The sequence below is a fragment of the Mariniphaga anaerophila genome (assembly GCF_900129025.1).
Lineage (GTDB): Bacteria > Bacteroidota > Bacteroidia > Bacteroidales > Prolixibacteraceae > Mariniphaga > Mariniphaga anaerophila.
The window spans coordinates 476,382-496,732 of the sequence record NZ_FQUM01000001.1 but is presented as its reverse complement, the minus strand read 5'-3'; the positions used below and the strand labels follow the sequence as shown (position 1 = coordinate 496,732).

Sequence of the window (20,351 nt, the reverse complement as noted above, 5' to 3'; positions counted from 1 at the left end):
ATTTATTTTCTGGCTCTTGGCGGACGCGGCATAAACGGGTTTCCTCCGTTTGTTTGTTCTGGGCTTTTTACCGGCTCTGCTACTTCCATGCTCAGAATCACTTCTTCGCCGGGCTGTAACCCGTTAATTATTTCGGCGTGTATATCGTCATCAAGACCGGTTTTTACAGGCACCGGACGAATAATAGAATCTTTTTTTACCCAGACTACTCCGCTTCCCTCGGTTTGTGCAGGTTCCATTGTCGGTGGCTGCATTTTCTGGTTTCCGGGACCGCCGGGCATAGCGCCGTTTTCGGGCATTTCTGGGCGTGGCTGGCTTTTCATGTAGCTTGCAAGCAGTTTTTCGTCGGGATTAAAACGGAGCGCCTTACTTGGTACAACCAGAATGTCTTTCTTTTCAATAACAAAAATGTTGATTTCGGCAGTCATCCCCGGCAGTAATTTGTAATCGGGATTGTGGGCCGAAATAATTACCGAATAGGTTACCACGTTGTTGGTGACAGTGGGTTGCAGGCGTACCTGCGTGACTTCGCCTTCGAAAACCTGGTCGGGGTAAGCATCAACGGTAAACTCAACGCGTTGTCCTTCTTTTACTTCACCAATATCGGCCTCGTCCACATCGGCTTCTACCTTCATTTGGGTAAGGTCGTTGGCAATTGTAAAAAGGGTAGGGGTGTTGAAACTTGCCGCAACGGTTTGTCCTTCTTCCACTGCACGGTCGAGCACAATGCCATCGATGGGCGAATAAATGAGCGCATAATCCAGATTGATCTTATTTTTTTTGTGCTGAGCCAGTGCGCTGTTGTAGCTGGCCCGTGCTTTATTGAGGTTATAAACCGTTTGGTCGAAATCGGCCTGAGACACCAGCTTTTTGTCGTTAATGGGAGCCAGCCTGTTGTAATTGGCCAGTTGATAATCCAGCTCGGCTTTGGCGTTGTCGAGCGATGCCTGACTCTGTTCCATTGCCGCGGCCAGGTTGGTGGTATCGATTTTGGCCAGTAGCTGCCCTCTTTTTACGTAAGAATTAAAATCTACGAAAATGTCTTCGATAATTCCCGAAACCTGGGTTCCCACCTCAACGGTTGAAAGCGCTTCCAGGGTTCCGGTGGCTGTTACTGTTTTACTGATGGTGCCGGATTCACTTTGAGCTGTTTCAATGTGAATTTTACCTGCATCTACTTTTGACGGTTTCAAAATGAAAAATAAGGCAGCCAAAAGAATTATGATGCCGGTTGTAATGATGATTGTTTTCTTTTTCATGGTATTTATATTTTACAAAGAGATGGGATTTCCGAGATAAAAATCGAGTATTTTGTAGTTGAAAATGAGGTTGTATTTCGATTGCAGCAACTGGCTTTCCGATACAATCAGGTTGGTTTTCTCAAAGAGGAAATCCACTGAGTTTATCAGTCCGTTGTTGTACTTCTCTTCGGCCAGCGCATAAGATTCCTGCGTGGCTTTGTATTGCTCCAGGTTGGCTTCGTATTCTGCCTGCACTGAAATTACATCCTGGCACACCTGTTCAATTTCTTTTCGAAGCTGGTTTTGGGTATCTATTTCCTGCAACTCTGCATTCTGATAATTAATTTTTGCAAGAGCCACATTACTTTTTACCTGTTTTTTCTGGAAAATGGGAATGGACAGCGACAGGCCCAGCGACGGAGAAAATTGATCGTTTAACTGGCTGAAATATCCCGTTTCGTAAAGGTTTGAATAGCTGGTTCCCACCCCGGCTTCTGCTGAAATTGTAGGATAGTAGCCGGCTTGTGCAATTTTCTCGTTTAAAGCTGCACTTTCCTTTTTGTACCCGACACTTTTAATTTGCGGTTTTATTTGCAGGGCAGCGGCATATACATCGGCTGCAAGCGGATAGATACTTTGATTTACGGATTCGCCGAGGTCAGGTTTTTCCAGATGAAAATTTTCGGTTACCGGAAGCTCCATCAACTGCATCAGGTTAACTTTTGCAATGGCATTCTGACTTTGGGCGCTGGTGAGGTTTCCTTTTTCTGTGGCTACCTGCGATTTTACCTGGAGGTAGTCAGACTGGGAAATTATTCCGGCAGCCAATCGCTCTTTGGCGTAGTTCAATTGCTCAGTTGTGGATTCCAACTGGCTTTCCGCATTTTTTATCTGCTCTTCGGTAAACAGCACTTGCAGAAACGCATTCAGAATACTTAGCGAAATGGTTTCTTTGATGGTCTCCGAGTCGTAAATCCCGCTTTGCCAATCAAGGTCGGCCTGTTTTATCAGGTTGTTGAGTTTGGAACCGTTGTAAAGAGTAATTCCCGAACTCAGCGAGTAGCTGGTGCTGTTGTTTCCTGAAAAAACAGATTTGCCGGTGCTGGCATCTTCGCGGTTGCCCCAGCTGAAGTTTTGCCTGGCCGAGGCGCTCAGCGATGGCAGTTTTTGTGCCTCTGCCTGTTCTTTATTCACCTGGTTAGCGAGGTTGGTAAGAATGCTCTGCCTCACCTGAATGTTCTGCTTCAATGCATAATCGATACATTGCGTCAGATTCCATTGGGCGGGCGTTTCATTTTCCTGTGCCCGAACACACAGAGAAATGAGAATTGCTGTAATCAGAATAATTGTTTTCGTTTTCATCTGCTTGTAATTGTTTATTCTAATGGTAACTCATTTTATTCGCACGGTAGTCGTTTTACCTTGCTGATTTCGTTTTCGTATCAAAGTTATTTGTGGACAGACTTTTTGAGAAATGAAATAGAAGAACCGGGAAGTTTTACCGACGGAAAAGAAAATTTTCGGGATTAGAAAGGGGAACCTTTTTGGGTGTGAAAAAGTAAAAAGGTGTTTGGAATGAGCGAGTTGAAAAGCGTTCGGTTTTTCGACGTTGTCGGGTGCTGTGCACGCTGACAAGTCCAAGTCAACAACCTGTCAACGTTGAACAAAGGAAAACGACATAAAACACAGCAGCGCTTAGTGGCTGTGACCGCTAAGCGCTGCGAAGTGCAAAAATTTAATAACTATCAATTGTTTCCGAAATGAATATTTAGAACGGAAGCGTGTATTCTACCCCAACATTAAACAGGCTTCGTGTGTAGTTTTTGTCGTTGCCGGGCAGCCATTTTTTTAAATAGAAGTTGTATCCCGGAGTAACGGTCATTCCCAAATTGTCGGTAAACTTATATTTTGCGATTAACGACAAATTTAGTCCGCCTATTTCTTCTGAATACTGCTGGGTAACAGCCGTATAATTGTAAATGTTGTTGCTCCCGTCGGTGAGGTAATTCCTGTTTAACCGGTCTTTTACAAACTCACCAACCAGCCCCGGCGAAATAAAAAGCTGAAACCGGTCTGTGTTCAGCATCATAAAATCGAACTGAAGGTTAAAATTCAAAGTGTAGAGTTTTGTTTCAGTCCTTTCAAACTGTGGGTAATCTTCATCCCAGGTCATTCCGTATTTAAACTCGTTGTACCTGAATTCGAACCGTGGCCTGAGTCTTTTTGTAATAAAGTAACCCACGTTAATACCGGTGGTAAAATGCAGGTCGCCCTCGTAATATTCGTGGTTGTATCGTGCATAAGTTTCGGGGTTCATGCGGTAAGCGTTGTGGTTTTGCCCAACGCCGGCGTTAAACCCGAAAGAAAGCCTCGATTTTTCACCCTCCTGGGCGGTGACTGATAACGAAATAAGTGATGTTACGATTATAAGAGAAAGAAATATTTTTTTCATTGTTCTGTTTTTTTGAAATGAATTTTAATAATTGCCCAGCAAAAATGTTACTTCTTCTTTGGTAAGCCCCGGGTGTTTATTCGACTCCAACTTGTCTTTTACGGCGTTGCCTACTTTCATGGCCAACTCTGCAGTCTGGAAATATTTTATTCCTTCTATTGCCGGAATTTGCTCCTGATGAATGTAAACTTCTCCGTTTATCAGAATTTCGTAGCCGTAGTATTTCCCGTTTTGTATCTCAAAAACTTTTGTTTCCAGCAAAGCGGTGCTGTCAGTTTTATTGCTCGTATTTGTGGCACACGACCAGGCGAGCATAAAAAGCAACACAATACCGAAGTGGACAATTTTTGCGTTGGAATTTGTTTTAATACTCATCGCTGTAAGCAGAATAAGGATCAAACCGCCAGATGTCGTAAAGATAGTAGCTGCCGCTTCGTCCGCTAACAATGTAGCCGTATTCGCCAACTGAAAATCCAACCGCCTCAGTTCGGGCAGCGCCTTCAAAATCAGTTTTCTTTTCCCACAAATCGCTGGCCGGATCGTATTCCCAGGTGTTTGACATAACCGAAGACGAGCTTCCCAGGGTAAGGTATCCTTTGCCATTCAGGCTGAACCCAACACCGCTGATTCTGGATATACCAACGTATTCGTCATCGAAACTTTCGTCGCTTTTGTTGGTAATGTCGTTTTTTCTTTCCCACTCGCCGGTGGTTGGGTCGTACATCCAGAAATCGGTCAGGTAACTGGCATTGTCAATTCCCGAAACCACGTAGGCTTTATCGTAAATAGTGAAAGCCGTGGCATATCTTCTTTTTGAACCGCCGATGCTGATTATCTGGGTCCACTCGCCGGTTTTGGGGTCGAACTCGTAAAAGTCTTTCAGGTAGTTATCGTCGTATCCGGTGCCAATGTACCCTTTGTTTTGTACCCCAAAACCTACTGCTCCGTAACGTGCGCTTCCCGGAAAATCAGCCTTGCGTTCCCAGATGTTGTTTTCGGGATCGAATTCATAAAAATCTTTTAGTTTTGTTGACCCGTCGTACCCGGTGCCGATGTAACCTTTGCCATTGGCAGAAAAGCCCACAGCCCCGTTACGCGGATTGCCGGGCAAATCGGCTTTTTGTATCCACCAGTTTTTTTCCACGTTGTATTCCCAAAAGTCGGAAAGACGATCTTTCCCGTCGTAACCCGTCCCGACATAACCGTAATCGCCGATGGCGAAACCAACAGCGGACGAACGCGGAACGCCGTCAAAGTCCGACATTTTTACCCAATCGCCCATGGTTATTTCATCGTCGTCGTCAATGCACGAGCTGACCATTAGAAAAATAACCGGAAAGAATAAAAGAATAAGGTAATTTGTCTTCTTGTTTTCCATATAACATTGTTTATTAAAAGTAGTTTTAAAATCGTGTTTTATGGTCACAAACTTAGCAGACAGAAAGAACCTAAAAAAAGTAAATATACCATCCCCGGCAACGATGCGATGAACCGGCAAATATTGTATATAACCCGGTTTTTTATGTTAAAACAATCGAGGTTTTTCTGTTAAAGAACTCTAATAACTCACATATCTCCGGGGTGATCGCTAAATACCGTCAGTTGGTATATATTTTTTTTTGTGTTGAATAAGATTTCATTGTTTTGGAGCAAAATTGATGTTCAGAAAAACAATCTACAGTGAAACTTAAAACAATATTTTACGGTGCTCTGGTTCTGCTTTTGAGTGCTTGTGGTTTTGAAAACGATCTCGAGGATATTTCTATGGGGAAAGACTTTATTTCTTCACAGGTGTGGCTCTCGCTCGTCGATTCATTTTCTGTAAGCATGTCAACAATTGCCCTCGATTCCATACAAACCTCCGGGCAAAATGTGGCCTGGGTGGGAAAATATTCCGACGAAGAGTTGGGCGTTGTGGAAGCTTCCAGCTATTTCGAATTGGAGATGCCTTCGGGATACGACGTGGATGATGACGACCGTTTCGATTCGCTGTCTCTTGTGCTCTATTATAACGGCAAATATTATGGCGATACGTTATCGCCGCAGGAGATTGCAATTTACAGGCTTGCCGAAGAACCGGATCCGACCGACAACGACGACAAAGTTTTTTACAACACGTCATCGGTTAAATACGAAAATACTCCTTTGGGAAGCCTTCGTTTTGTTCCCCGGCCAAAAGGGCGGGACTCTATCGAAATACGGTTGTCTGACGCATTGGGAAAAGACATTCTGAAAAAGATGAAAAACCAGGACGATACTTTAACAAACAGCGAACGGTTTAAAGAGTATTTCCCCGGTATTGCAATGGTTTCCGGCGCTGAAAATTCTGCTGTGGTTGGTTTTCAGGTTGATTCGACACTTCGCGTAAAATTGTACACCACCCGGTTGGGGCTGGAAAACGAAGATGTTGAAAACGTGATTCTCTCTACAAACTACGATTACCAGTTTAACCGCTTTTCGGCCGATAGAAAAGGAACACCTCTGGAGGGAATTGAGCCGTTGGAGAAGTTTCTCTCTTCTAAAAGCGACAACAAAACATTTATACAATCGGGGCTGGGAATATTTACGAGGGTCGATTTTCCATCGTTGCAGGTGTTGCTTGAAACCGATTTAAACTACGACTTATACAAAGTAGAACTGGTGCTTTTTCCGGAGGCAGGCACCTACACCAATATTCCTCTTCCTTCTGATGTTTCGGTTTATTACACCGACAAATACAACAGAATATTGGGAGAGGTTGAAGACGATTCGGGGAATTACCTGACCAGCAGCTTGCAGCTCGATTCTATTTATCACGAAAATACGCAGTATGTGTTTGATATTACTGATTTTATAAAAGCGGAGCTTTCCAGCAATTATTTCGATACCGACCACGGTTTGCTAATTGGAGAATCCAGTTCGGCAATGGGAAGTTCCCTTAACCGGGCTGTATTTTCATCTCGTAAAAAATCAGTGTTCAAACCGCAATTGAAACTATATTTTCTTTTTTACAATTCATGATACAATTTAAAAATATCGCCTTTCTGCTTCTTCTTTTGTTCGGAAGTTTTATGCTACACGCGCAAAATACCATGTCGCCGTACTCCATTTTCGGCCCGGGCGAAATGCTGCCAAAAGGCTTTGGAAGAAGCATTGGAATGGGGAATTCGGGAATAGCATTGAGTTCCGGAAGCCAGTTGAATAATCTTAATCCGGCTTCTTATGCAGGCATTGAAAAACACCACGTGGTTTTTGAATTTGGGGTAGAAGGTAAGTTTTCGACTTTTAAATCATACGACGATAAAATGAGTGGATTTAACGGTTCGCTGAAGTACGTGGCCATGGGTTACCGGGTAACACCCTGGCTGTCGTCGTCCATCGGGTTGTCGCCATACAGTACGGTGGGGTACAAAATAAACACCGAGAACAGCATGGAAGGAAGCCTTCTAAATTACAACTCGTCGTTTGAAGGTTCGGGAGGAATAACTCTTGCGTACTGGGCGCATTCGGTAAAGTTGTCTGATAACCTGTTTTTCGGCGTAAATACTTCCTTTCTTTTTGGCCCGCTTACTCAGCAGGAAAGCATTTATCAGAGCGATTTGGGGATGAATTACATTTCTGTACAGAACGATTACATGAGTTCTTTTTATTTCGACTTCGGGCTTCAGTATGCCATTAAAAAAGGCAATACGGAATACCGACTCGGGCTGACGTACGCTCCCGAACAGTCGCTTAGGTCGAAACATACATACACATTAATGGACGGAAATTACAGCACGCTGGCCTACGATGAAGAGTCTCCCGGGCATATTACTATTCCCCAAACTACGGGATTGGGAGTTTCTGTGCAGAACGGCGAAAACTATTTAGTGGCTTTGGATTACCGCACCGAAAAATGGAAGGGATTACATTATCCAACCATGTCGGGTAATTTTGTAAACGCACATAATTTCTCAGTTGGTACTGAATTCAGGCCATGGAGACAGAGTGTTACAAATGTGTTTTACAAAAATTGGGTATATCGGTTCGGATTAAATTACAATTCAACATTTTTAAAACTGAGAAACAACAGAATAAATGAATATTCTGTAAACTTTGGATTTGGCTTTCCGCTGAGAGAAAGAGGGTCGAGTCTGAATGTTGCTTTTGAAGCAGGAAGCAACGGAACAACAGAAAACAACCTGGTGAGGGAACGCTTTCTGTTGTTACATGTTAACTTCAGCCTGAATGAGTTGTGGTTCTTCCAACGGAAATTTGAATAGTTGTTGGTTGCTAACTAACCATCCGGTTTTGCAGCCTTGTGAGAAAGTAGTTTTTATAGCTTTCGCCAATGGGAATTCGGTTGTCGCCCAAATAAACCTGGGTTTTGTTAATCGAAGTAATGTGGCTGATGGAAATAATAAACGATTTATGTATTCTGGAAAATTGCGACGGAGGCAGTACGTGACTGAATTTTTTGAGGGAGTTTCTGACAATTATCGGTTTACTGTTGTTTACCGTATAAATTTTAATGTAGTCTTTTAGCCCTTCAATAAAAAGAATATCGTCGATTGTGATTTTAACAATGCCATAGTCTGCTTTAAGCAATATAAAACTGTGCGACAAATCTTTTTCTGTTTCTTCAGTATTGGAATTGTTCAGCTTGAATTTTCTGAGCCAGAATATTTCGTTTGCTTTTTGTATGGCGTGCATAAATCGCTCTGCACTAAGTGGTTTGATCAGGTAGTCTACTGCGTCAATGTTAAACGCATCCACAGCATATTGAGCGTTTTGGGCGGTAATTATAATAATGGGTCTGTTTACAAGACTTCGGGCAAATTCTATCCCGGGCATTTTTGCCAGTTGCGTATCCAGAAAAATCAGGTCGATGCTCTGATTTTGCAGTACACTAATTGCTTCTCCCGGCGATAAACAACTGGCTTTTAAGTTTAACTGTGGTATTTGGTCGATGAGTTCGATAAGCTGGTTTTGGGCGGTTATATTTCCATCAATAATGATACAATTCATAATGTAGTATTCTGGTTCGAATTTTCCTTTCCTTATGAATTTATACAGCCGTTTTTAGTTTTACCCTACTTTGTAGTGAAAGTTTGTATGGAAATAATGGAGGGCCTGAACGTTTTTTTCAAATGAAACAGCCTTTAACTATTCCGGTTTTATGCATTAAAAGCTGTAAAACCAAAATAACTAAAGGCTGCCTGTTTTTGAATAGCTAACTATTTTGGGAAAAACTATTCTGCTCCTCCGCCAAATTGTTTGCTACGTTCAATGGATTGAAGTGCCAGGTAATTGTCACCGAATTTTTTCAGGTTTTCCATTTCGTCATCAAATTGATTAAAATGGCCTTCTTCCTCTTCAACCAGCGATTCGAACAATTTTTTTGTTACCGAGTCGGCGTTTTGAGAGCATTCATTTGCCCATTTATTGTAATCGTTGGCACTGCCTTCTTCCATTTTTGCGGCAACTTCCAACATTTCCCGTACGTCGTGAATGTGTTTTACATCTTCACCTACTTTCATGTCCACATTTCCTTTCAGAAAAAGAATACGTTCGGCAAGTTTTTCCACATGAATCATTTCCTGAATGGCTGTTCTTTTAAACAGGTTTGCCAGCAGGTCGTACCCCTGGTCGTCGCAGTGAAAATGAAAATACATGTACTGGTGAACAGCCGAGAGTTCGTCGGCAATTGATGCGTTTAATAATTCGATACTTCTTTCTTTCATTGTTTCAATTTTTTGGTTTTTAGGGTGAAGTTAAACAAAATATCACCCCCGCTGAAATGAGAGGTGATATTTTGCTTCAAACTTAATTTTATGTCAATTAATGTTTTGGAGTTGTATTTTTATCGGGTTGCCAGTTGATTTTTTTCAACAACGTGCAATCCGATTTGCTTCTTCCTGTTATTCAATAAAGAAAGAATGCACTAGCTCTGTTTCAGGTTTTATTCTTTCAGCCAGGAGGTTATTTGTTCATCGTCGGGTTTAACTTTTGGCGGAACCATTTTTATCAGATTTCCGTTTTCGTCGATGAGGTATTTTTGAAAATTCCATTGCACTTCCGAATCCAGCACGCCGTTTTCCGCTTTGGAGGTAAGCCATTTGTAGAGTGGATGAATGTCGTTTCCTTTCACCGAAATTTTTGACATCATCGGAAATGTTACTCCGTAGTTCTGTTGGCAGAACTCTGCAATTTCGGTGTTTGTGCCGGGTTCCTGCTGATTGAAATTGTTGGCCGGAAAACCAATAATTACAAAATCATCGCCGCCGTAATTGTCGTTCAACTTCTGAAGCTGTTCGTATTGCGGAGTTAATCCACATTTCGATGCGGTATTTACAACCAGCACCTTTTTCCCTTTTAGTTGGGAAAGCGCAAAATTATTTCCTTCAATATCTTTCACCGTAAAATCGTAAAACGACTTTTGAGCTGTGGTTATTCCTGCTAAAAGTATCATACTCAAAATAAGAATCAGTTTGTTCATTTTTTTTGTTTTTTAATGTATAAAAAGAACAACCGGAGTGGTGAAATGTTTCGAAGTATTTCCTGTTTAACGTTTTATTTTCCAGCCCGAAATAATCTGTTGCAGTTGCTTGTTAAAATCCGGTTCGGTCACATGAAAAACGTGGTTGTCCACCTTTTTTATGTCCTCTTCTTTGGTGGTGTTGTAACGAATCGGCTCAACGTTTTCGCCACAAAAAAGATAGTTCTCTTTTACCAGGTTTGTTGTGGCCCGGTGAAACCGAAGCGGCGATTTGGCAATGTTATAAATAAGGTTGTTGGCAACAATTACATCGGTAGTTCCTTCATCCAGAAACATCCCGTTGCTTTCCGCACGGCCCACGTTCAGGCTTACATCGTGAATACGGTTGTTGGTGATTTTGCTTCCCGGTTGCAGCCCGAGCATGTAAACGCCGCCTCCATCGCTCAAAACCTGCATAATATGATGAATATGGTTTCCGTCAATTGTATTTTCGCGACAGGGGGTTGGAACAGGGCTCCACATCCAACCAATTGAAATTCCTGAATACGGAAGGTTGAAAATGGTGTTGTTCCGGATGGTGGTTTCGGCTGTTAATCCGCACCAAACGCCAACTGCTCCGTAAAATTGTTGGCCGCATTCGGTTATTTCGCAATTGTTGATGGTGTTTGTCTGCGCTACCTGTTCGGGTGCCGACTGCCACCAGGCACTGCCGTTTACTTTACGGTCGCGGCCTTCGCCAATCATAATTCCGTTTCCGGAAATGTCTGAAAAGCGGGAATTGGAAATGGTACAGTTTTTACTTCCTGTTGCCAGCCAGACGCCCGAGCCTCCCAGGTTTTGAAACGTACAATTGATAAAAGCGCAGTTTTCTGCCCACTCGCCGTTTATTGCTGCCGGAACAACCGCCCAGCCTTCCCGCTCGGGACGCGGATCAAAATGGCAGGCCTGAACGCCGCAATACCCTGATTCGGGAATTTGCCATGCCGAGTGTCTGAATGCAATTCCTTCAAAATGAATGTTTTTTATGGGTTGATTTTCTTTTCCTTCCAGAATAACCAGTCCGGCAGAATATGGCAATACAATAGCCTGCATTCCGGGAGTTGTTGTTTCCGGTAATTTCAGGTAGATGGCGTTTTCTTTGGGGTGAAAGTACCACTCAAAATCTGCATCAAGAAATTCTATGGCATTTTCTAGGTAGTAGCGCGGATTTGGTTCCCAGTGGTCGATGTTAAAAAACGACGGGTTTTTTGCTCCAATGGAATCTACTGCCGTTAGTTTGTTTTGGCTGACGTCGATTTCTTTAACGGGAATTCTTGAAATGGACCAGTCATGAAGCAGCACCAGTTCAACGTTTTCAATATGCGCAGGAACCGGAAAATCGTTTGGCTGAAAAAAGAAGTGGGTGCGGCGGTCGCTGCCTGCTTTTGCAACACGCAGGTACCCGTTGTTGGGAAACCGCGCTCGTGTTGCCCGCTGGCTGCCAACAAATAGTTCCCGTGGCGGATGGTTCATTTTGGCCGTGCCCGGAAGCTCCGCTTTCCACAATCCTTCGGGAAGTTTTTTCCATTCAGTAATTTCAATGCCTCCTGATACAATAGGATGCTCTCCGGGGATTGCTTTAACCTGAAATTTGCCGTTTTTGTTTTTCAGCAATTCGCCATCAAACACAATTGGCTTGGAAATGTGGTGCATCCCGTCGGCCAGCCAAAGCGTGCAGTCTTCGTTCGGGTTTTCTCGGAAAATTTCGGCAATGGTTTCAACTCCTTTTTGAATTGTGGCAAACGGCGTTTCTTGCGTCCCCGGGGCGGAATCATTTCCGTGCGGTGATACAAAAAAATCGGCGGCAAATGCCGTTGCAGAGAACAGAAAGGCAGCAATAAAAAGAACAGTAGCTTTAAGCGATTTGGTTTTCATTTGGTGTTGTTTAGATTCAGGGTCAAAATAGAAAAAATATGGGAGAACTACTCTATTTCCACCGGAAGTCTTTTAATTAGTTCAATATTTTGCGGAGTAACTTTTGCCTGCATTACAAATACTTCTACGCCGTTTGCAACGGCCTCTTTTAATGCAGCGGCGTAATTGGGATCAATCTCTTTTGCCGGCGCAAAAATTTCTACGTCCGTGCGTTGAACAATGTAGAGCATTGCAGCACGCATCCCCTGTTTTTTTACGTCCATAAGCGTTTTTAAGTGCTTTTGTCCGCGGGTTGTTACAGCATCTGGAAACAGCGCGTATTTCCCTTCTTTGAGTGTTACGTTTTTTACTTCCACAAAACATTTTTCCTCGTCGTTCTCGGCGAATACATCAAATCGGGAGTCTTCAAATTTTACTTCGCGCCTTACTGTGCTGTAATTGTCCAGTCCCGGGATTGTTTGTTCTGAAATGGCTTCAAATGCCAATTTATTTGGATTCCCGGTGTTAATTCCCACCCAGTCGCCGTTAATTTTTATCATTTCCCACGTAAAGCGGGTTTTGCGTTTGGGGTCGGTGGCAGGCGAAAGAAAAACTTCAGCTCCGTTTTCGAGGCAGCTTTTCATGGTGCCAGAATTGGTGCAGTGCGCCGTTACTGTTTCTCCATTGTCGAGCTCTACGTCGGCCAGAAAACGTTTGTATCTTTTTACGAGGGTTCCGTGAACCAGTTCTTCCTGAAATTTCATGTGCTTTTCGTTAATACTGTTATTTTTTAGAGCTGTGTACGGGCAAATGGCACTGCGTCCTGTCCGGTAAATTCACCCCTTAAATATTTGTAATAACCGGTAATGGCAATCATTGCAGCATTATCCATGGTGTATTCAAATTTGGGAATAACCAGGTTCCAGTGGTATTTTTTTGCGTTTTCTTTGAGCGCATTTCGCAATCCCGAGTTGGCCGAAACACCGCCGGCAACCGTAACGTGTTTTATGCCGGTTTGTTTGGCTGCCTTTTTTAGTTTATTCAAAAGAATGTCAATAATTGTGTATTGAAGCGATGCGCACAAATCAGCCTTATTTTCTTCGATAAAGTTTTCGTTCTCTTTCAGATTATCCCGCAGAAAATAGAGAAAACTTGTTTTCAATCCGCTGAAACTGTAATCGTACCCGGCAATGCGTGGTTTTGAAAATGTAAACTTCTTCGGGTCGCCCTGTTGTGCAAGCCGGTCAACGTGCGGGCCGCCGGGGTAGGGAAGTCCCATTACTTTTGCACATTTGTCGAATGCTTCACCTGCAGCATCATCAATGGTTTGTCCGATTACTTCCATACTAAGGTAATTGTTCACTTTAATAATCTGCGAGTTTCCACCGGAGACGAGTAAGCACAAAAACGGGAATTTGGGAGGATTGTATTCTCCTTCTTTTTCTTTGATAAAAAGAGCAAGCACGTGCCCCTGCAAATGGTTTACTTCGATGAGCGGAATGCCGGCTGCCAGCGAAAAGCCTTTGGCAAACGAGGTTCCGACAAGTAACGAGCCAAGCAATCCGGGGCCGCGGGTAAATGCCACTGCCGATATTTCGTTTTTAGAAATGCCGGCCCGGGCAATTGCGCGGTCAACCACCGGAATAATGTTTTGCTGGTGTGCCCGCGAAGCCAGTTCCGGTACTACTCCGCCGTATTCTTCGTGCACTTTTTGTCCTGCCACAACGTTTGATAAAATAACTCCGTCGCGAATAATTGCAGCAGATGTGTCATCGCACGAAGATTCGATGCCCAATATGGTAATACTGGCATTTTTTTTGTCGGTTATGTGTTCACAATTCATTTTTCCGTTATTCATTAAAAGAGCAACTTTTGCCAGATACAATTTGAGAAATTTATTAAACGTTATCAGTTAATAAAACAACTGCATTATTCCTTAATTTGTTCCGGGAAAAGGCTAGTTTCGTATTATATATGAGAGGGCAAAATTATTAAAAAAGGCTGGAAAATAACATTCATTGTTCTGGTGTCTCTAATTGGTGTGCTTACAGGGGCATATTGTGCGTTACAAAGCAGCAGGGTTCAAACGTATCTGACCCAGCGGCTGGCAAACCGGATTTCAGAAAAAACAGGTGCAAAAATCAGCATCGGAAAAGTGGATATTGCCTTTTTCAGAAAGGTAATTCTGGAGGATGTGCTGGTGGAAGATCAGCAGGCCGACACCATGTTGTTTGTGCATTCTGTATCGGCTCAGATTGATACGCTGAAGTTCAGAAAACAGCGGCTGGCGCTGGAGCAACTTACTTTTGAAGGAACAACATTTCACTCCAGCCGGGATTCGCTCAATAATTTTAATTTCAGTTTTGTTATCGATTCTTTAAAAAAGCAGGAAAAGAAACCCAACGAATGGCTTATCAGCTGTAATAATTTTGATTTTTTGAAGGCTGCTGTTGTTTTCATCGATTATAACCAACAGGAACCTCATGTGCTGAATATCGAAGATTTTCAGGTTTCGGTTACCGACTTTTTTTTACAGAAAGACTCTGCTTTTTTGAGAGTTGACCAGGTTCGGCTAAATGACGGGAAAGAATTTCGGATTGAAGATTTCAACACTGCTTTTTCTTTTTCGGGAAGGAAAATTCGCATGGATGATCTTAATCTTAAAACTACGTTTTCTGAAATTACACAAAGCGATTTGCTGGTTGAACTGCCCGACTCCAGTCAGAGTTTCGCTGAAGGTACTTACCTTGATTTTCAGTTTTCGCATTCACAAATAAGTTTTTACGACGTGGCAATGCTGGTGCCGTCGCTTCGGGGGATGGACCAGGTGATAGATTGCTCCGGACAAATTGTTGGAACGTTAAACGATTTGCGCGGTAAAAACCTGGAGCTGGCAACCGGCAATTATACCTACGCGATGATGGATTTTTACGCCAACGATTTAACAAGTACTAAAAACAACATGTACTTGTTTTTGGATTTGAAACAATCGCGTACCTCTTTCGATGAGCTGAGCCGGATTAAACTTCCGGGAAAAGGAAGGGCAAAATTTTTGAGTTTCCCACAGGAACTCTACGATGCCGGATTGGTGACTTACCGGGGAAATTTTACCGGATTTTTAACGGACTTTGTTGCTTACGGTACGTTAACCAGCGAAATGGGGAAAATTAGCACCGACCTTTCGGTAGTGCCCGACGAGAGAAAGAGAATTACCTACAAAGGAAAAGTGGCTACCCAGGATTTTAGGCTGGGTGAACTGATGAAAAGCGAGCACGTTGGAAACATCAGTTTTAACGGGCAGGTTGACGGTGTTTTTGAAATTCAGAATAGATCGGGAGCCGGCAAATTTAAGGGGATGATTACCGAGGTGGAAATGAACGACTATTTGTATGAAAACATTCGGCTGGACGGAATACTGGATAACAGGATGTTTGACGGGTTGGTGGTGATGAACGATTCCAACCTGCAGTTTGATTTTCTGGGAAAATTGAATTTCAATCCTGAGGTTCCTGTGTTTGATTTCAGGCTTGATTTGAAAAAGGCTTTACTGGGAAAGCTAAACCTGAGTAGCAAATTTCCGAAATCGGAATTGTCTTTTCTGATGAATGCCAATTTTTCGGGAAGCGGAATTGATAATATGTCGGGAGCAATCAGGGTGGAAAACGGAACGTATAAAAACAGGAACGGCGAATTGGATCTTGGCGGGATGCAGTTGCAGTCGATTTCCAGCGGGTTGAACAATTACCTCACTTTTTCGTCCAATTTTCTTGATTTCGAAATTAATGGACGTTTTTACGCACAAAGTGTGCAGGATGCTTTTGAAAAGAGTATGTACCGCTATTTTCCGTCAATTGAATACGACCCTTCGGTGGAAGAAAAAATGAATAAGTTCGGTTATCAGATTGATGTTAAAAGTCTGGATGAACTAACGGCAGTATTTCTGCCAAACGTCAAAATTGAAACTCCCTTCCTGTTATACGGGCAAGTGAATTCGGAGCAGTCGGTGTTCGAACTGAAGGGAAGTATTCCAGGCATTCAAACCGAAGATATGATGATTCGGAATGTTTTCATCGGAAATAATCCGGCAGATAATATGTATGTTTCCCGTTTGAGGTTTGGAGAAATTCTGATGAAAAACGGAATAAAAATGGATGACCTGACGTTTGACTCTGAAATTTCCGACAATACAATAAATACCCGAATTGCCTGGGAAAACGGCGGCGACAAAAAGTACAGCGGAGAAGTTTTGTCGAGTTCGGTAATATACCAGGAGCCGGGTTCATCAAATATTCGCGCAGAAATAGAAGGGCTGCCCTCCCGGTTTTTTGTTGCCGATTCACTTTGGCAAATCACGCCGTTTACTGCTACCATTGACAGCGGAGGCATTCAAATCAATAATTTTAAAGTTCAGGGTGGCGACCAGCAGATTTTGCTGGACGGAACAATTGCAAAAAATGATTCGAGCCTGATGATGGTGCTTTTTGACAACATTGCGCTGGGCAATTTTGGCGCTTACCTCCAAAAAGAAGTGCCGGTAACAGGCACGCTAAACGGTTCGGTTCAGTTGCAGGATTTTTACGGAAATCGTTTTGTGCATTCCGATATTACTGTGGATAAATTCAGCTTTCGCGATCAAAGGGTGGGCGATGTGTCGATTTTTAATCAGTGGGATCAGAACGAACAGGTGGTGAAAACTGAAATGAAAATTGAAAACGGGAAACGACAGAGTCTTTTTGCCACGGGAAGTTTTAACCCTGACACCCGCGAGTTACTTTACAATGCAGATTTTGACCATCTTTCGCTGGTAGTTTTGGAAACAGTTATCCGAAACAGTTTCTCAAACTTTCATGGCGATGGAACAGGGAAATTGAAAATACACGGAACCCCTGACGGAATATTGATGACCGGTGCAATAGAAGGATTGAACGCTGGGTTTACCATTGATTATACTCAGGTGAGTTACAATTTTTCCGATTCGGTATATTTTAAGGGAGATACCATTTTGTTCGATAAAATTCGGGTGAACGACCTGACCGGAAATTACGCTACGTTTGACGGTACCATCGTGCACAGCAATTTTCAGAATATGAAATATAACCTGTCGGCTACCACGCCCCGTCTTACCGCAATAAATACCACGGCCCGAAACAATTCGCAGTTTTACGGGCAGGTTATCGCCAGCGGCAGAATAGATATTACGGGCATGGGCAAACAGGTAAAACTTTCGGGCTCGGGAACTACGTTGCTCGGAACCAATGTAAATATTTCGCTGGAGGGCGAAAGCGAACTGGAACGTTACGACTTTATTCAGTTTGTTTCCACCGCAGATACTGTCAGGCAGCAGTTTTTGTTTCCGAAAGCAGACGATGGCGATTTTAGCCTCGACCTTACCATCCGGGCAACTCCCGAAGCCCGCGCACAGCTTATTTATAATTCTCAAATCGGAGATGTCATTCGTGCCCAGGGAGAAGGGGTGCTTCGTTTTGGAATGAACAAAGACGGCGATATTACGCTTTCGGGAAATTATACGGTAGAACGGGGAGATTACCTGTTTACTTTGCAGAACGTTATTAATAAGCGTTTTACAATTGAACAGGGCGGAACAATTACCTGGGCCGGAGATCCGTATAATGCAATTATTGATATTAATGCGGTGTACAAACTCAAGGCTTCGTTGTACGATTTGCTTGTAGACACCTACAACAGCGTTGTGGCCGATAATATTAGCCAGAGCCAGCGCATTCCGGTAGAGTGCAAAATTTTGCTTACCGATGAGTTGTCTAATCCAAATATCGATTTTGAAATTGAGTTTCCTACTGTGGGAGATCGTATGGTGGAGCTTGTCAAACAATTTTTGGATACGCCCGAAGAGATGAACAAGCAGATTCTTTCGTTGGTGGTGCTGGGTAAATTTTATACCCCGGAATACCTCAGGGGAACATACGAAGCCCAAAACCCGAACCTGATTGGAACAACTGCCAGCGAGTTGTTTTCAAACCAGTTGAGTAACTGGTTATCGCAAATTAGCAGCAATGTGGATATAGGGTTGAACTACCGGCCAGGAAATCAGATTACCAACGATGAAATTGAACTGGCGCTGAGTACGCAGATGTTTAACGACCGGGTGACCATAAATGGAAACATCGGAAATAATAATGACCCGAACTCTGGAAATAACAGTCAGTTGGTGGGTGATTTTGACGTAAATGTAAAACTCATTTCAAATGGAAAAATTCGTTTGAAAGCATACAACCGGGCAAATAATAACCTGATTTACGAAACAGCTCCTTATACTCAGGGGGTTGGTTTTACTTATACTGAAGAGTACAACACGTTTAAAGATTTGCTGCAAAAAATGAAGGCAATTTTTACCCGGAAAAACCGCGAGTAAGATAAGATTCTGTTATCTTGGCTCCAAATTTTCAACAGGATGGATTTCGATGGGAAAAATATTTGGATCACCGGAGCCTCTTCCGGTATCGGGAAAGCCGTTGCATTGGAGTTTTCTAAACATGAAACGTCCCTTATACTTTCTGCAAGAAATGAAAAAGTATTAAATGAGGTGGCTGAAATATGCCGGAAAAACGGCAGCAAAGTTCAGGTAGTTCCCTTTGATTTATCTGATGAAAAGTCAGTTGCCGAAGCTGCGCAAAAAGTACTTTCCCAAAAAATAAAAATAGACGGACTGTACCAGTTTGGCGGAATTAGCCAGCGATCATTTGTAAGCGAAACTCCGCTTGATGTTGACCGCAAAGTTTTTGAGGTGAATTTTTTCGGAACAATTGCATTAACCAAGGAAATATTGCCATGGATGATACAAAACGGAGGTGGGCAACTGGCAGTTACTTCCAGTATTGTTGGAAAGTTCGGTTTTCCGTATCGTTCAGCCTATTCGGCATCGAAACATGCGCTGCACGGTTTTTTTGAAAGTCTGCGGGCTGAAAATGCGAATAGTAATATTCGTGTAACTGTAATTATTCCGGGCCGAATAAAAACCAACATCTCGGTAAATGCACTGGCCAAAACAGGAGAACCGCACGGGAAAATGGATGAAGGACAAAATAATGGCAAAAGTGCTGAATGGACAGCATGCAAAATCTACCGGGCGCTGAAAAAAGAAAAAAAGGAAATAGTAGTGGGCGGAACTGAAATATTGATGGTTTACATCCGGAGATTTATTCCGCGCCTGTATTATTATATGGCATCACGAGTGAAACCCTTGTAAAAAAATACCAAAAAATGACGGTAAAAATAAACGGAATACAACAATTGGGTGTAGGTGTTGAAAACCTGCAGGAAGCCTGGAAATGGTACCGCGAGCATTTTGCGATGGATATACGCATGTTTGAAGATGAAGCGGTTGCCGAATTAATGTTACCACACACAGCCGGGAAACCGCGGCCGCGGCACGCAGTGCTGGCCCTGAATATGCAGGGGGGCGGAGGTTTTGAAATCTGGCAACACAAAGGGAAAAAACCTCAGGCGCCTGAAACCGAATTACATTTAGGGGATTTGGGAATTAACATCGGAAAGTTAAAAACCGATAACATTCAAAAGGCATTTCAAACATTCTCAGAATCAGGGCTGGAGATTTTGGGACAGATTGAAAAAGATCCTTCCGGAAATGAGCATTTTTATTTGAAAGACAATTTTGGAAATCTTTGGGAAATCAGAAATGAGCGGGAAGTTTTTCGGGCCGAAAAATCAGTAAACGGCGGCGTACTCGGCGCGGTTATCGGCGTGAAAAATATGGACGAAAGCCTGAAAGTTTACACCGAAATTCTTCAGTACGATAAAATAGTTTTTGATGAAACCGGTGTGTTTTCTGACTTGGACAAACTGCCCGGTGGCGAAGGAAAATTCCGAAGGGTGTTGCTGAAACATTCTGAAAAAAGAAACGGTGCATTCAGCCCGTTTTTCGGCTCTTCTTATATCGAATTGGTTCAGGCACTCGACAGAGAACCCCGCGACATTTTTGAGGGGCGAATCTGGGGAGATCCCGGGTTTATTCACCTGTGTTTCGATATTAACGGGATAGACGAATTGCGCGAGCAGGTAAAAGAAATCGGGTTCCCGTTTACCGTGGACAGCGCCCGCGATTCGGACACTTTTGACATGGGCGAGGCAGCCGGTAGTTTCGCGTACATTCAGGCTCCCGAAGGTACGCTAATCGAATTTGTTGAAACTCACAAAATTCCAATCCTGAAAAAGGTGGGATGGTTTATCGACTTCAGAAAAAGGGGGCATCATCCGCTACCCAACTGGTTGCTGAAGTTATTTCGGTTTAAACGCGTAAAAGACAAGTAAT

16 protein-coding genes are annotated in these 20,351 nt (G+C 43.1%); 5 read left to right on the top strand and 11 right to left on the bottom strand.

What is annotated here, in order from left to right:
• Positions 1-2 precede the first annotated feature (2 nt).
• The 5 genes from BUB08_RS01965 to BUB08_RS01945 form a co-directional block, all read right to left on the bottom strand.
• Complete coding sequence (locus BUB08_RS01965) at positions 3-1,259, bottom strand: efflux RND transporter periplasmic adaptor subunit (protein ID WP_072998419.1); 1,257 nt, start codon at positions 1,257-1,259, stop codon at positions 3-5.
• Between the two features lie 12 nt (positions 1,260-1,271).
• The gene (locus BUB08_RS01960) at positions 1,272-2,603 is read right to left on the bottom strand and encodes a TolC family protein (RefSeq protein WP_072998417.1); all 1,332 of its coding nucleotides are present in this window, start codon (positions 2,601-2,603) and stop codon (positions 1,272-1,274) included.
• 406 nt (positions 2,604-3,009) lie between these two features.
• Positions 3,010-3,693 (bottom strand): outer membrane beta-barrel protein, encoded by a 684-nt coding sequence (locus BUB08_RS01955; protein ID WP_072998416.1) that lies wholly within the window; start codon positions 3,691-3,693, stop codon positions 3,010-3,012.
• 24 nt (positions 3,694-3,717) lie between these two features.
• Positions 3,718-4,068 carry a DUF4907 domain-containing protein gene (locus tag BUB08_RS01950; protein WP_072998414.1) on the bottom strand — a complete coding sequence of 117 codons (351 nt, stop codon included), beginning with the start codon at positions 4,066-4,068 and terminating at the stop codon, positions 3,718-3,720.
• Complete coding sequence (locus BUB08_RS01945) at positions 4,058-5,071, bottom strand: Kelch repeat-containing protein (RefSeq protein WP_072998412.1); 1,014 nt, start codon at positions 5,069-5,071, stop codon at positions 4,058-4,060. Before BUB08_RS01945 ends, BUB08_RS01950 begins: the two co-directional genes overlap by 11 nt.
• A 302-nt stretch (positions 5,072-5,373) precedes the next feature.
• Between BUB08_RS01945 and BUB08_RS01940 the strand changes: the two genes are divergently transcribed.
• Positions 5,374-6,693, top strand: coding sequence for a DUF4270 family protein (locus BUB08_RS01940; protein ID WP_072998410.1), 1,320 nt, complete (start codon positions 5,374-5,376; stop codon positions 6,691-6,693).
• Positions 6,690-7,934: a BamG family beta-barrel-assembly machinery protein gene (locus BUB08_RS01935; protein ID WP_072998408.1), complete on the top strand. Its 1,245-nt coding sequence runs from the start codon at positions 6,690-6,692 to the stop codon at positions 7,932-7,934. Before BUB08_RS01940 ends, BUB08_RS01935 begins: the two co-directional genes overlap by 4 nt.
• 10 nt (positions 7,935-7,944) lie before the next feature.
• Here BUB08_RS01935 and BUB08_RS01930 read toward each other — a convergent pair whose 3' ends face one another.
• The 6 genes from BUB08_RS01930 to tsaD form a co-directional block, all read right to left on the bottom strand.
• Complete coding sequence (locus tag BUB08_RS01930; protein ID WP_072998406.1) at positions 7,945-8,679, bottom strand: LytR/AlgR family response regulator transcription factor; 735 nt, start codon at positions 8,677-8,679, stop codon at positions 7,945-7,947.
• A 224-nt stretch (positions 8,680-8,903) separates the two neighbouring features.
• Positions 8,904-9,395, bottom strand: coding sequence for a bacterioferritin (locus BUB08_RS01925; protein ID WP_072998405.1), 492 nt, complete (start codon positions 9,393-9,395; stop codon positions 8,904-8,906).
• Positions 9,396-9,613: 218 nt separating this feature from the next.
• Positions 9,614-10,150 (bottom strand): glutathione peroxidase, encoded by a 537-nt coding sequence (locus BUB08_RS01920; RefSeq protein ID WP_072998402.1) that lies wholly within the window; start codon positions 10,148-10,150, stop codon positions 9,614-9,616.
• A 66-nt stretch (positions 10,151-10,216) separates the two neighbouring features.
• Entirely contained in the window at positions 10,217-12,064 is a 1,848-nt protein-coding gene (locus BUB08_RS01915) for a right-handed parallel beta-helix repeat-containing protein (RefSeq protein WP_072998400.1), read from the bottom strand.
• Between the two features lie 47 nt (positions 12,065-12,111).
• Positions 12,112-12,807 (bottom strand): DNA/RNA nuclease SfsA, encoded by a 696-nt coding sequence (gene sfsA / locus BUB08_RS01910; RefSeq protein ID WP_072998398.1) that lies wholly within the window; start codon positions 12,805-12,807, stop codon positions 12,112-12,114.
• A gap of 26 nt (positions 12,808-12,833) precedes the next feature.
• Positions 12,834-13,886 (bottom strand): tRNA (adenosine(37)-N6)-threonylcarbamoyltransferase complex transferase subunit TsaD, encoded by a 1,053-nt coding sequence (gene tsaD / locus BUB08_RS01905; protein ID WP_072998883.1) that lies wholly within the window; start codon positions 13,884-13,886, stop codon positions 12,834-12,836.
• 183 nt (positions 13,887-14,069) lie between these two features.
• On the opposite strand from tsaD, the gene BUB08_RS01900 reads away from it, so the two are divergent.
• From BUB08_RS01900 to BUB08_RS01890, 3 genes are read left to right on the top strand one after another with little or no spacing between them, the layout of a single operon-like run.
• Entirely contained in the window at positions 14,070-18,434 is a 4,365-nt protein-coding gene (locus BUB08_RS01900) for a translocation/assembly module TamB domain-containing protein (RefSeq protein ID WP_139249583.1), read from the top strand.
• A 39-nt stretch (positions 18,435-18,473) separates the two neighbouring features.
• Positions 18,474-19,268: an SDR family NAD(P)-dependent oxidoreductase gene (locus tag BUB08_RS01895; RefSeq protein ID WP_072998395.1), complete on the top strand. Its 795-nt coding sequence runs from the start codon at positions 18,474-18,476 to the stop codon at positions 19,266-19,268.
• 14 nt (positions 19,269-19,282) lie between these two features.
• The gene (locus BUB08_RS01890) at positions 19,283-20,350 is read left to right on the top strand and encodes a VOC family protein (RefSeq protein WP_072998393.1); all 1,068 of its coding nucleotides are present in this window, start codon (positions 19,283-19,285) and stop codon (positions 20,348-20,350) included.
• Position 20,351 lies beyond the last annotated feature (1 nt).

Excerpts from the sequence above, each read along its gene's own strand:
- BUB08_RS01965 (WP_072998419.1), bottom strand. The coding sequence starts at position 1,259 with ATGAAAAAGAAAACAATCATCATTACAACCGGCATCATAATTCTTTTG.
- BUB08_RS01960 (WP_072998417.1), bottom strand. The coding sequence starts at position 2,603 with ATGAAAACGAAAACAATTATTCTGATTACAGCAATTCTCATTTCTCTG.
- BUB08_RS01955 (WP_072998416.1), bottom strand. The coding sequence starts at position 3,693 with ATGAAAAAAATATTTCTTTCTCTTATAATCGTAACATCACTTATTTCG.
- BUB08_RS01950 (WP_072998414.1), bottom strand. The coding sequence starts at position 4,068 with ATGAGTATTAAAACAAATTCCAACGCAAAAATTGTCCACTTCGGTATT.
- BUB08_RS01945 (WP_072998412.1), bottom strand. The coding sequence starts at position 5,071 with ATGGAAAACAAGAAGACAAATTACCTTATTCTTTTATTCTTTCCGGTT.
- BUB08_RS01935 (WP_072998408.1), top strand. The coding sequence starts at position 6,690 with ATGATACAATTTAAAAATATCGCCTTTCTGCTTCTTCTTTTGTTCGGA.
- BUB08_RS01930 (WP_072998406.1), bottom strand. The coding sequence starts at position 8,679 with ATGAATTGTATCATTATTGATGGAAATATAACCGCCCAAAACCAGCTT.
- BUB08_RS01925 (WP_072998405.1), bottom strand. The coding sequence starts at position 9,395 with ATGAAAGAAAGAAGTATCGAATTATTAAACGCATCAATTGCCGACGAA.
- BUB08_RS01920 (WP_072998402.1), bottom strand. The coding sequence starts at position 10,150 with ATGAACAAACTGATTCTTATTTTGAGTATGATACTTTTAGCAGGAATA.
- BUB08_RS01915 (WP_072998400.1), bottom strand. The coding sequence starts at position 12,064 with ATGAAAACCAAATCGCTTAAAGCTACTGTTCTTTTTATTGCTGCCTTT.
- sfsA (WP_072998398.1), bottom strand. The coding sequence starts at position 12,807 with ATGAAATTTCAGGAAGAACTGGTTCACGGAACCCTCGTAAAAAGATAC.
- tsaD (WP_072998883.1), bottom strand. The coding sequence starts at position 13,886 with ATGAATTGTGAACACATAACCGACAAAAAAAATGCCAGTATTACCATA.
- BUB08_RS01895 (WP_072998395.1), top strand. The coding sequence starts at position 18,474 with ATGGATTTCGATGGGAAAAATATTTGGATCACCGGAGCCTCTTCCGGT.
- BUB08_RS01890 (WP_072998393.1), top strand. The coding sequence starts at position 19,283 with ATGACGGTAAAAATAAACGGAATACAACAATTGGGTGTAGGTGTTGAA.